This window comes from Bacteroidia bacterium (assembly GCA_027493955.1).
Lineage (GTDB): Bacteria > Bacteroidota > Ignavibacteria > SZUA-365 > SZUA-365 > JAOSJT01.
This window is the reverse complement of the sequence record JAOSJT010000001.1, coordinates 2,112,450-2,125,412: the sequence shown is the minus strand read 5'-3', so window position 1 is coordinate 2,125,412 and position 12,963 is coordinate 2,112,450. Positions and strand designations below refer to the sequence as shown.

The following is a 12,963-nucleotide window of genomic DNA, read 5'->3' as shown; positions in this document are numbered from 1 at the left end:
GAGGACGCCATGAAACATTCCATTGCCATCATTGCCTTGCTCCTCGCACTCGCCGTTCAGGCGGGTGCGCAGGAGCAGCGGGGCGTACAGCTCGAACTGACCGTGAACAACGGGCAGGGCCGCGAGCAGGTCTTAACAATCGGCGTTCTGGAAGGCGCGTCGAACGGATTGGACATGCATCTCGGCGAGGCCGAACTCCCGCCACAGCCCCCCAACGAGATCTTCGACGCCCGCTGTTACAGCACTCCCGGTGCTTCGCAACTTGGTACGGGATCGCATTTTGATTTCCGCGCTCCCGCAACCGGGAACACCTTCGTGATGAAATACACCATCGCGTATCAGGCGGGACTCAACGCGCAAGGCGTCACGCTCACCTGGGATACTCCCTATCCCGGGCGCATCACACGTCTGCGAATTGACGATGCCGATATGGCGGGCAAGACGGAGCTGGTGTCGCAATTCGCAACCGGCCAGTTCACCGTAGAGCTGTCCTTCGATATGTCGCCGCTCGGTTTTACCGCAACCCCGAATCCTGTGACGTTCTCGGTAAACAACCGCGATCCGCGTCCGAGTACGAACCTGATCATACGGACCCAGGGCGACACCCGTGCAGCATGGACCATTGACGCCGAAAACCTGGATTGGCTGGATATCGAACCGATGTCCGGCGAAGGCGAGGGGACGGTGCTGTTGTCCGTCAACACGCAGGTTCTGCCCGCAGGCAACTACGACGGTATGATCAGAATCCGTTCCGCCGTGTATCCCGCCCGGCTTGATGTACCGGTGACCATGACTATGACTGTGGGTGTCGGGGATGTTCCGCATCCCGTCGGCCTCCACCTCGGTCAGAATTATCCCAATCCGTTCAACCCCACGACCATGATTGACATCGATCTGGGTGAGACAGCCTCGGACGCAACTCCGCGGCTCATCGTTCAGGACATGCTCGGTCGTATCGTCGCAGATCTCTCGTCGGAACTCCGTTCTGTACCGGGTCGGCAGACGGTTGCGTTCAGCGCCGCGGATCTTCCGGGTGGTGTGTATAGCTACACACTCTCCCGAGGGACCGCAATGCTCACACGCAGCATGATCGTGGTGAAATGACGACGTGCACAGTAAATGCGCCTCTCCCTCCGGCCGCCATTCCGTATGGCGGCCGGAGAACGGCGCTTCCTTCAGAACACAGCAGCACCACTATCGGAGCGCGATCATGAAATCCCTTCTCACCGCCATCACCGCCGCCATACTCCTTCTTCCGGCCGCGGCGAGCGCGCAGTATAGTGCATCGAACGGAGTGCTCTCGCTCGGAGGAGCGGGCTACGTAAGCGTTCCCTTCACTTCCGCGCTGAACAACGACCTAATGATTGTCGGCCAGGTCAGCATCGATGCCTGGGTGCGTCCCACCGCATCCGGCAGTCAAATGACCATCGTTGGCAATGATCTGAGTTTCGGCTACTGGTTTGGACTGAATGCGCAGGGGAAACTGCGTTTCAACCCGAATCCGTCGATGTTCCAGGAAAGCAACGCAACGATCGCGCTCAATACCTGGACGCATGTAGGTGTGAGCTATGACGCGAGAAACAATCTCATGCGTTTCTATGTCAATGGCGCACTCGACCGCACGATTAACACACCCCAGTCCTACATCGGATACGGGTACTTCGACTTCCGCATCGGCGCCGATCGTACACCCAACGGCCCTGCCTTGTATTGGACGGGCATGATAGATGAAGTGCGTGTGTGGTCTTCCATGATGGATTTTTCAAGCGCTCTCGGTCTTCTGTATCGGGTACCGCACGGGATGGTTGACGGTTTACACGGACAGTACCTTCGGGGAGGCTGGCGCCTCAACGGGAACGCCGCTTCCGTCGGGGGCACCGTGAACGGATCACCTGTCGGCTCCGTGTCCTTCCTGACAACACCGGATCCGCCGCATTACCCGCGCATAGGCGTGGTGTTCACGAACGCTTCCGGCACCAGCGACCGTATCGTGGTGCCGCACCGCCCGGCCCTCGGTTTCACGCAAAACTACACGCTCGAATGCTGGGTACGTCCCGCAGCCGGCGGCAATACGCAATTCCAGACCTTTATCGGAAAGGGCGACTACGACAAGTTGAACTGGCAATTCTGGCTCGGTCTGAACAAAGCCAACGGCCGCGTTCGCTTCGTCCCGACAGCGGACTGGAGCCAAACCCTCGAGAGTCCCGCCGCCATTCCACTGAACACCTGGACGCATGTGGCAGCGCGCTTCCAGCAACTCCTGACCGGGGGACGCGTCGCGGTGCTCTTCATCAACGGCCTTGAGGCGAGCCGCAGGAGTTACTCCGTCGCCGGCACGGCGATGACGGATCCCATGTTCTTCGGCTCGGCTGAAGTGCGGACCAGCGGGAATATCGCCTACGGCTACAGCGGCATACTCGATGAAGTCCGTATCTGGAATGTGCCTCGCAGTGACGACGAAATCGCGGATCATCATCGCATGGAACTGGACGGTCCGGAACCCGGTCTGCTCGCATCCTACCATTTCGACGGCGATGATCTCGACGAATCCGGCAACGCCATGCACGGGACGGGCATGTTCCCGTCGACGTCCAACAGCTATTTTGTCGATGCGTCATCCCTGCCCTCGGAACCGAGTCTCACACTGATTTACCCTGTCGGCGGAGAGCGTTGGCCGGTCGGTACGCAACAGCGCATTCGTTGGAGCAGTACAGGATTGCCGAATGTACGAATAGAACTGTCACGCGATGGCGGTGCGAGCTTCTCCGAAGTCCTCGCGCAGAGCGTCGCTGCTTCGTCCGGTCAGTTCGACTGGACGGTCACGAGCCCCGAGACCTTCACTGCCGTCGTTCGTGTGCGACCGCCCTCGACGCAGCTTCTTGCGAAAAGCAGCGGGAATGTTACTATCGAGACACCTGTTCCGTTGTTGGATGTAAGTCCGAGGCAACTCGTGTTCACGGCCAATCCCGGCGGACCACCACCTCCTCCGCAGGCGATCCATATTCGCAATGTCGGTGGTTCCACGCTGAATTGGACGGCTTCGCCGAATCAGGGATTGTGGCTGGACGTGCAGCCCCCGTCCGGTGCGTCCAACGATGATTCCACACTTGTTCAGATCACCGACACGCAGCTTCCCGTCGGCCAGTACACGGATAAGATCACCATCGGCGGGAACGCCGCGAACGCCGGTCTGCAAGTGAACATTGTGTACAATATCGTGCCGGCCATTTCCTACATGATTTCCGGCGCGGTCCGCACTCCGGCGGGATTGGGTATAGAAGGCGTGCAGGTATCCATCGGTGGGACGGAGAGTCGGAACACGCTCACGGGTCCGAAAGGTGAGTACAGTTTCACCGGATTGCCGCCCGGCGATTACACTGTTGTTCCGGTGAGCCTCTTTTATGACTTCACTCCGCCGACGCGTACCTACGCCCCATTGACCACCAATCAGAGCGGGGTGAATTTCGAGGCGCGCATTCGCAACGGGAACGTGGTGATACGCTACGACGCCGGCTGGAATCTCATCTCCCTCCCGATGAACAACACCGGCGTCACACCGGCGTCGCTGTTCCCGGCCGCGACGAGCGCGGCGTACGAGTACATTCCCACGTCCGGGTATGTCGAGGCGACGGTACTGGAATTCGGCAAGGGTTACTGGATCAAATTCCCGAAAAAGGATAGTGTGGTCGTGAGCGGGACCTTCACGCCGGATCTCACGCTGACGCTCAGCGGTGAATTCGGCGGCTGGGCCCTGGTGGGCACACCGAGCGGTCCCGTCCACATCTCAGGCATCATGCAGACGCCGGCGGCATCGCTGCTGTCCGTGTACGGCTACCATCCCGACACCGGCTATTTCATTCCTTCGGACGGCGTCATGCGTCCGGGACACGGCTATTTCGTCAAGGTCAATGCCGACGCCGTGCTCAAGCTCATCTCGGCGGTTTTGGCCGCACCCGTGTACCGACCGGATTGGTAGCGTAGACCTCTCTCTTTCTCTTCTTCCCCGGCGGCGGACAGCGATGTCCGCCGCCGCTGCGCTTGAGGGAGATGGAACCGCATGGAGGCGGCGCGGTGGTCACCGCGAATGGGGGACCGCTTCATGTGAGAGAATGAAAGTGAGACGGGGGGGGAAGGGATGAAGCCAGACATGCGTGCCGTTCAGCCAATCCGAATCTCTTTCTGCCGCGATCCTCCCGATCGCCGCGCTGTATCCTTCGCATCTCCATCGGCTGGCGTGGAATAGGTATGCATCGGGAAGTGCCCGACACAGTACTTCTTTTTTGCCCTTGTTTTCCGTCCGCGTAATCGATAATATAGGGGATCAGATTATCCTGCATCACGCAGGCGCATCCCCGTTCGCGCGGGGACATCGGCAGGTGTGAGTACAGTGCCGGCTCTGATGTGATTGACGACACAGGTGGAGGTTCTCAATGAAACGACTGATCGCGTGCTGTTGTGCGGCACTGTTGTTAGTATCGGCGTGCGGCGAGGATGAGTCCTCGTCCGCCCCAAGCGGCGAATTCGACTCGAACCTTGTCGGCTTCTGGTATCGATTGGATGAAGGTGCCCGATCTTCCTGGACGGGAACGCTCTACCACAATGCGTTTTACATCTCACCGGACGCCACGTATCATGACGCCGGTGTGGAAACAGGTACGGGAAAGATCGCTCTGCTACAGCAAAGCCTGTGGCTGCGTATCCAATTCGCCCATAACGGACGGATCGGCATTGACTGGTTCATGCCGCCCGGAGGTGAATGGGATACTCTCGACTACCGGGTGGACTGGAATGTGCTGACGGTGTCCGGGTCCTCGCCTATAAGCGGTGTCTGGGTGCGCAAGCAGCACAGTGAGAAAGTGACCGATGCGCTCGATGTGCGCTTCACACTGCTAATCGACGGAGTGCAAACCTCCATTCCCGGCATCGCGCCGGACGCGGGCGCGGCAATGCATCAGTTCGACGGATATCCGTTTTGCATGAGGGCTACGTTCGCATACGGATACAGACCCCGCGCCCTCAGTATCACTGTGCCGAAATTCAACGGACCCGGCACCTACACGTTTGGTCCGAATGAAGCCTGGTATACAATTCTGGACCACGATCTGATTACGGACTATCACACCGATTCACTCTACACCGGCAGCATCACCATCGATACATATGATGCGCAAACCATGCGCTGCTCGGGAAGCTTCGACATCACCATGCGCAGGTACAGGGACAGGAACAACCCTCCGGAGCTTCGCCGCTTCACCGACGGGCGCTTCTCGGTTCCGATCTTTCCGTGAAACGCTGCTCATTCTACGTACGTAATTGCATGATTTGCAGTATTAGGATGATAATCCCGAATATGATATGATTGTGTCATCCGGACTCCGACGTACATCCAGCTATCGCTCGGATGACATCGTTGGGCTTCCGGATGCAATGCAGAAAACACAGGAGCGTCCGGGTCTTCGATTCCCGGCGTACCCCATCTTTCCGATAATTTGAAGGACAAAGGCTCATGTTTCGGATCAAAGCGCTTGCCGCACGTTTATGCATGCTGGCAACAATCATTCTGCTCTTCAGCAGCTGCGCCACCATTTTCAAGGGATCAAAGGAAACCGTTAGCTTCAGTTCCGAGCCGAGCGGAGCGAAGGTCTACCTCGATGGGCAACCCCTCGGAGGCACACCATTCCAGCTTGAGTTGAAATCCAACAAAACCTACTCTGTGGAATTCCGCCTGGATGGCTTTCAGAGCCGTACCGTGCTGCTCAACAATTCCGTCGGCGCGGGCTGGATCATCCTGGATGTGCTGTTCGGCCTTATCCCGGTTATCATCGATGCCGCAACTGGAAATTGGTACCATCTCGATCAGACCCATGTGCGGGCGGCGCTCGAGGCGCAACCGCAAAAATAGATCTTCCCGATTGGCGTACGCCGGGTGTCGGAGCAGGTGTCCGCAACGCGGAACATGGTAAAGAGTGTCTGCGAAGCTGCTTCCTGGGCCTTCTTTTTTGCACTTGTTTTCCGGCTGTGCAAACGCCATTTATGCAGAATAGTCTGTCCTGTATCAGGTAAACACAAACCGCTTGACGCCAAAGATCCGGAACGCGTGATACGATCCCCGGCGCCGGGGCGAGCGACGACACTTTGTGGAGGATTATCATGAAACGACTTCTGGTTGTGCTTCTCGTGATTATTGTGACCTTGCCCGCCTGCACGGAGGATGAGACCGCCGCCACACCGGGTGCCGAATTTGACACGAACCTGATGGGGTACTGGTATCGTACGGGCAAACCGACATCGACGACGTCGGTCAGACCCGTGTACCACCATGTGTTTCATATTTCCTCAGACGGTTCCCATCATACATACGGAGTGGAAATTGCCACAGGAAAAATCGCCCCACTGTCGGAAAAAAGGGGTGTAAAAATCCTCTTCGCGAATAATGGGCGGATCGGCATCTTCTGGTTCAAGCCTCCTGAAGCTGCATGGGACACCCTGGATTATCAGGTGGATTGGAATGTGCTCTCCATATCCGGGAATTCGCCCATCAGCGGGGTTTGGACGCGGAAAACAGCCGGCCAGCGTGTGACGGATCCGCTGCACGCGGAGTTCTCCTGTCGCATAGACGGCATCGAAAGAAGGATTCCGGCAGTCGCCAGGCAGGTCGGGGCGTATGTATCGTGGAAGCCTTCCTTAACGATGGACGCGTGGATCATGGGCGTGGGTACGTCGGCGAACGTATCAATCCACATACCGGAGTTCACCGGGCCGGGGAGCTACTCGCTCGCGAACGCCAACGCGCAGTACCACATTTTCGACGATGATATCGTTACGTCGTATATAACGGATGCACAACATTCAGGGACCATCACCATCGAGAGCTTCGATAGCGCGGCGCGACAGATCACGGGCAGTTTCGAGTTCACCGCTCGTCGTTATCGCGACACCGGGAATCCTCCGGAACGTATCACTATCACCAACGGGCGCTTCTCCGTACCGACCTATCCATAACTACCGTGACGACAGCCAACGGTACGGGAGCGATTCATTCCGGACACGGATCGCGTTTCCGAAACGGAGCGGTTTTTTTTCGCATGATGGTCTGAGACCGGAAGTCAGCGCACACAGCAGGATTCCAGGCATCGCATCATTTCTCTGCGTCCTTGCGCCTCCTGAGCGTAGACGTCCTTCGACACGTCACCGAGTGATGCTCAATCTGCTGAAGCCGAATGTATCGCACGGTGGCTACTCGGGATGTTGCGTTTTTGCGTTAATCCCCCTCGCTGAGTTTCAACATTGGCGTTCCATGAACCTCCCACATTCGACGCAAAAGTGGGCGATTCATGAACCTCCCACATTCGACGCAAAAGTGGGCGATTCATGAACCTCCCACATTGGGTACAAAAGTGGGCGATTCATGAACCTCCCACATTGGGTACAAAAGTGGGCGATTCATGAACCTCCCACATTGGGTACAAAAGTGGGCGATTCATGAACCTCCCACATTCGTTGCAAAAGTGGGCGATTCATGAACCTCCCACATTCGTTGCAAAAGTGGGCGATTCATGAACCTCCCACATTCGACACAAAAGTGGGCGATTCATGAACCTCCCACATTCGTTGCAAAAGTGGGCGATTCATGAACCTCCCACATTCGTTGCAAAAGTGGGCGATTCATGAACCTCCCACATTCGTTGCAAAAGTGGGCGATTCATGAACCTCCCACATTCGTTGGAAAGTGGGCGATTCATGAACCTCCCACATTTGGTGCACAAAGAGGGTGCTCGGTGATGGCGAAATCAGGAGCGATGTATTCCGCACATGGACCGCGAGTCCGAGGCGGAGTCGTTCATTGAGGTATGCGTGCTCGCTCGAGTTCATCCGGGTAGACGGGACCTTCCGCTGAATCCACCGGAACCACGCCGCCCCCTTGTCCGTATAATCCGGCTGTGTATGTTTGTAGAGGCAACAATCCGGAGAACGCCATGTCACGTCGATATTATTCCGTTATTCTGTGCTTTTTTTTCCTCCTCACCATTGACGCCGTCGCGCAGGAGCAGCGCACATCCACCCTGCAGAAACCGGTGTTCCCCATGCTGGAATACGTCAATATCAGCGCCGAACTCGGTCTCGAATCGGATATGCTCCGCGGTTTCGGCGCCAGGGTGGACGACGCACGGCGCTCCGCGGATCCCGCGGCGCTCGCGACACAGGCGCTGGTGTTGAGCTTCGCCGAGGAAATCGCCGCCAAAACCGCCACAACCGTCACCGCGCTCGGAATACTCGAGGAAGCGGTACGAATCGCCGAGGAGCAGCAGTCGCGCACCGCCGCTTCCGTCATTTCCGCCGCCGCGCGCCGCATCCCCGGTTCGCAAGGCATCATGACGCGCATGACGGATTCCATGGCCTTGTTCATGGATATGCGCGGAGACGGCAACTTCATAGGCTACATCCGCGTGACCAACGACTGCGATCGCGCGCTGGATATTTACGTGGACGGCGCCTACAAGGGTTTTCTCTTCAGCGGCGAAAACATGACGTATTCCACCGGCAATGGTACGACCACCGTGCGGGCAACCGACGCTTTCGGTAATTCCGCCTCGGAAATTTTCAATCTGCAGCCGGACCAGACCATGACATGGACCATCACGCCGTGACGTACACGGATACCGTCGAATGGCTCTTCGGATTGCAATTCTTCGGTATCAAGCTCGGATTGGACAATATCACGTCCATGGCCGCCCGCTGGGGGAATCCCCATCGGGCGTTTCCCGTCGTGCATATCGCCGGGACCAACGGCAAGGGTTCCACCGCCAGTTTCATCGCCGCAGCGCTCACCGCCGCAGGCTACAGAACGGGGCTGTACACCTCGCCGCATCTGGAGGATTTCACCGAGCGCATACGCATTGACGGGGCAGCGATTTCTTCCGATGACGTCGTGCGTTACGCTGCGGCCTTGCGTCCCGAAGTCGAACGGCTCAACGCCACCTTTTTCGAAATCACGACGCTCATGGCGTTCCAATACTTTGCCGACAACCGTGTTGATGTGGCGGTGATTGAAACCGGCATGGGAGGCCGGCTCGACGCGACCAATATCGTCGTCCCCGCATGCAGCGTGATTACCGGTGTCGCGCTCGATCACACGGAATATCTGGGCAGCAGCATCGAGGCGATTGCCTTCGAGAAGGCAGGGATAATAAAGCGCGGCGTTCCGGTCGTGAGCGGTACCGCGGACGTGACCGCGGCACGCGTGATAGCGGATCGCGCCGCCGCACTCGGCGCACCCCTCGTTCCGGTGTTCTGGCAGGGAAGGGCGGAATGGACGGATTTCGACAGGATGTGCTGCGAACTCGGCGGTATGGAGTATCCGGTTGTGTTGGGATTGGTTGGCGAGCATCAGGCGCGCAACGCGGCCCTATCCCTGGCGGCGTTGCACAGACTGAAGGAAGCCGGTTTCGATCAATTGACGGACGAAGTCCTTCGCGACGGTTTTCGAAATGTGCGCAGCTACTCCGGACTGCGGGGCAGATTGCATCGTCTCGCGTCGGATCCGGAGTTGGTGGTGGACGCCGGGCATAATCCCGAGGGGCTGCGCGTGATGCTCGACGCCTGGTGTGCTTTGCGCTCGCCCGCGGCCACCCACGCGGTGTTTGGCGTCATGAAAAGCAAGGATCATCACGAGATGATCAGAGAAATCGCCACGCGGGGGTTTGCATCCGTCACCTTTGTTCAGGCAACGGCACACGATGCACAGCCCATGGAGGCGCTGCTCGATGCGGCCGCTCGCCAGGGTCTGGAGGCCCGGAGCGCCGACACGGTTCACCGAGGTGTGGAAGCGGCATTCGAACGGGCGCATGATGGTTCGGCGCTGCTTTTCGGTTCGCATTATGTACTGGGTGAGTATTTCCGTGCGATGCGGGAGCACGGATGAGGTGACGTGACACTTCGCGCAGCGCAAAGGCCGGCAGGTCGGCGCTTCGGGATCATCCTGTGCGCGCGGTACGCCACGCAGGGTGGCGAAAGAAAAAACGACATCGGCAGCCGGAGGGACTTGCTTCTTAGTTTGCGGGGCCTCATATTTGAATGAGGAGTCTCAATCCTTCCAAGTATCAGGACCTCCTGCGCTTTCAGCGACATGTCGTGCTTTTTCATGAACACGTTCAAGCGCCGTTCTTTTCCGAAAACGATTCTCATCACAACCTATGTAATTTTTTCCACCTCGCGACCGCGCGACGGGACATCAGAATGATACCATTCGCCTGATTCCGCGGCAGCCCAGCCCGGAACTTCGTACCCCCGCCGCTCCCCATCGACACTTTTGATTTTCATACAATAATGACCGAATATTCACGTTCATCGACGTTTACAGGGTATTTATCATGACCATGGACATTGCCGAACTCAAGTCCAAGCGCATTGCGGAGCTTTCGCAGATCGCCAAGGATCTTGACCTCTCCGGCTACAGCGACATGCGCAAGCAGGAGCTGATTTTCAAAATCCTCGAAGCGCAGACGCAGAAAGACGGCATGAGCTTCAGCAAAGGCGTGCTGGAAGTGCTGCCCGACGGCTACGGCTTCCTGCGCGCCTCGGATTACAATTATCTCCCGTCGCCGGATGACATCTACGTCTCGCCGAGCCAGATCAAAAAATTCATGCTGCGCACGGGCGACACCATCAGCGGGCAGGTACGTCCGCCGAAAGAGGGAGAGCGATTTTTCGCCCTTCTCAAGGTGGAAGCTGTCAACTACGAGAGTCCGGACAAAGTGCGAGAGCGCACGTTGTTCGACAACCTCACGCCGCTCTATCCCAACGAGCGTCTGACGCTGGAGGTGGCCCCCAATGATCTCTCTACCCGCATCATGGACTTGCTCACACCCATCGGCAAGGGCAACCGCGGTCTGATCGTTTCGCCTCCGAAGAGCGGTAAGACCATTCTCCTGCAGAAAATCGCCAACAGCATTTCCACCAATCACCCCGAAGTCATTCTCATCGTGCTGCTCATTGACGAGCGACCGGAGGAAGTGACGGACATGGAGCGTTCGGTGAAAGCCGAGGTGATCAGCTCCACTTTCGACGAACCACCCGAGCGCCACGTGCAGGTTTCCGACATGGTGCTGGAAAAAGCCAAGCGCCTTGTGGAGTCCAAAAAAGACGTGGTCATTCTTCTCGACTCCATCACACGTCTCGCGCGTGCGCACAACACCGTCGTGCCGCATTCCGGGAAGATTCTCTCCGGCGGTGTGGATGCCAATGCACTGCATCGCCCCAAGCGCTTTTTCGGCGCCGCGCGTAACGTGGAAGAAGGCGGCAGCCTTACGATCATCGCCACCGCGCTGGTGGAAACCGGCAGCCGAATGGACGAGGTGATTTTCGAGGAATTCAAAGGTACGGGCAACATGGAAATTGTGCTCGACCGCAAGCTCTCCGACCGCCGCATCTTCCCCGCGATGGACGTCAACCGCTCCGGAACGCGCAAGGAAGATCTCCTGCTCACTCCGGAAGAGCTCAGCCGCGTCTGGATTCTCCGCAAAGTTCTCAGCGAATACACCACCGTGGAAGCGATGGAATTTCTTATCGAGAAAATGCGCGGCACCAAGAGCAACAAGGAATTTCTCAAGTACATGAACAGCTGAGGCGGACCGCTCCGCCTTTCCTGTTTTCCGCACCGGCTCAGGCCGTGGCAGCTTCAGCGTCTTACTCACATAACGGATATTGGATATGAACGACGTCGTCATTGTCAGCGCGGCCCGCACGCCCATCGGGGCGTTCAACGGCTCGCTCGCATCGCTCACCGCGCCGCAACTCGGCGCCATCGCCATTCGTGAAGCCCTCAAACGCGCGGGTGTCAAACCCGAAGACGTATCGGAAGTCATCATGGGCAACGTGCTTACCGCCGGGGTGGGGCAGGCGCCCGCACGTCAGGCCGCGCTGTTTGCCGGCATTCCGCAGAGCGTTCCCTGCATGACCATCAATAAAGTCTGCGGGTCGGGACTCAAATCCGTCATGCTCGCCGCCCAGGCCATCGCCGTGGGCGATGCCGACATCGTGGTTGCCGGCGGCCAGGAGAGCATGTCCAACACCCCCTATCTTCTCGATAAAGCCCGCACGGGTTACGGCTTCGGCCATTCCACACTCGTGGACGGCATGATCAAGGACGGCCTGTGGGATGTGTACAACAATTATCACATGGGCAACGCGGCCGAGCTGTGCGCGACCGAGTGCAATATTTCCCGCGAGCGGCAGGACGAGTATGCCATCGAGAGCTACCGGCGCGCGCTCGAAAGTTTGGAGAAGGGCATATTCACAGAGGAAATCGTGCCGGTGGAAATCCCCCAGCGCAAGGGCGATCCGGTGATCGTGACAGAGGATGAAGACATCCGCAAAATCAAGTTCGACAAAGTGCCCACGCTGAAACCCGCCTTCCTGAAAGACGGCACCGTCACGGCCGCCAACGCCTCGTCGCTCAATGACGGCGCCGCCGCCGTGGTGCTCATGTCCGCTGCGAAAGCGCAGGAACTTGGCCTCGAGCCGCTTGCGCGCATCGTCGCGCAGGCCTCCGCGGCCAAAGCCCCCGAGTGGTTTACCACCGCGCCCGCCGATGCCGTCAATAAGGCACTCGCCAAGGCATCGCTGAGCACCGACGACATCGATCTGTACGAAATCAACGAAGCGTTTTCCGTCGTATCCATCGCGAACAACGACATTCTGAAGCTCGATCCGGCAAAGGTCAACGTGCACGGCGGCGCCGTCGCCATGGGGCATCCCATAGGCGCATCGGGCACCCGGGTACTGGTGACGCTGCTGTATGCCATGAAGCGCGCGAACGCGAAACGCGGTCTCGCATCGTTATGCATCGGCGGCGGAGAGGCCAGCGCACTCATCGTGGAGCGTTGAACCGCCGCACCGGCAGTTCGGCGTGTCGCACTGCGGCCCGTCCCGAATATGATCGAAGCATTCGCACGGACGGGAGTT

The 12,963-nt window shown here is 58.2% G+C and carries 9 protein-coding genes; all 9 read left to right on the top strand.

Annotated elements, in window-relative coordinates; genetic code table 11:
• Window positions 1-9: 9 nt before the first annotated feature.
• The 9 genes from M5R41_08185 (at window position 10) to M5R41_08145 (ending at window position 12,885) form a co-directional block, all read left to right on the top strand.
• Entirely contained in the window at window positions 10-1,104 is a 1,095-nt protein-coding gene (locus tag M5R41_08185; GenBank protein MCZ7556364.1) for a hypothetical protein, read from the top strand.
• Window positions 1,105-1,210: 106 nt separating this feature from the next.
• Window positions 1,211-3,976, top strand: coding sequence for a carboxypeptidase regulatory-like domain-containing protein (locus M5R41_08180; protein ID MCZ7556363.1), 2,766 nt, complete (start codon window positions 1,211-1,213; stop codon window positions 3,974-3,976).
• A 454-nt stretch (window positions 3,977-4,430) separates the two neighbouring features.
• Window positions 4,431-5,288 carry a hypothetical protein gene (locus tag M5R41_08175; GenBank protein MCZ7556362.1) on the top strand — a complete coding sequence of 286 codons (858 nt, stop codon included), beginning with the start codon at window positions 4,431-4,433 and terminating at the stop codon, window positions 5,286-5,288.
• Between the two features lie 218 nt (window positions 5,289-5,506).
• A complete protein-coding gene (locus M5R41_08170) occupies window positions 5,507-5,902 on the top strand; it encodes a PEGA domain-containing protein (GenBank protein ID MCZ7556361.1) in 396 nt (131 codons plus the stop codon).
• Window positions 5,903-6,150: 248 nt separating this feature from the next.
• Complete coding sequence (locus M5R41_08165; GenBank protein ID MCZ7556360.1) at window positions 6,151-7,002, top strand: DUF6252 family protein; 852 nt, start codon at window positions 6,151-6,153, stop codon at window positions 7,000-7,002.
• A gap of 974 nt (window positions 7,003-7,976) precedes the next feature.
• Entirely contained in the window at window positions 7,977-8,648 is a 672-nt protein-coding gene (locus M5R41_08160) for a hypothetical protein (protein ID MCZ7556359.1), read from the top strand.
• On the top strand, window positions 8,630-9,922 hold the full coding sequence (locus M5R41_08155) for a bifunctional folylpolyglutamate synthase/dihydrofolate synthase (protein ID MCZ7556358.1): 1,293 nt from the start codon (window positions 8,630-8,632) through the stop codon (window positions 9,920-9,922). Before M5R41_08160 ends, M5R41_08155 begins: the two co-directional genes overlap by 19 nt.
• Before the next feature lie 454 nt (window positions 9,923-10,376).
• A complete protein-coding gene (gene rho, locus M5R41_08150; protein ID MCZ7556357.1) occupies window positions 10,377-11,624 on the top strand; it encodes a transcription termination factor Rho in 1,248 nt (415 codons plus the stop codon).
• A gap of 85 nt (window positions 11,625-11,709) precedes the next feature.
• A complete protein-coding gene (locus M5R41_08145) occupies window positions 11,710-12,885 on the top strand; it encodes an acetyl-CoA C-acetyltransferase (GenBank protein MCZ7556356.1) in 1,176 nt (391 codons plus the stop codon).
• Window positions 12,886-12,963 lie beyond the last annotated feature (78 nt).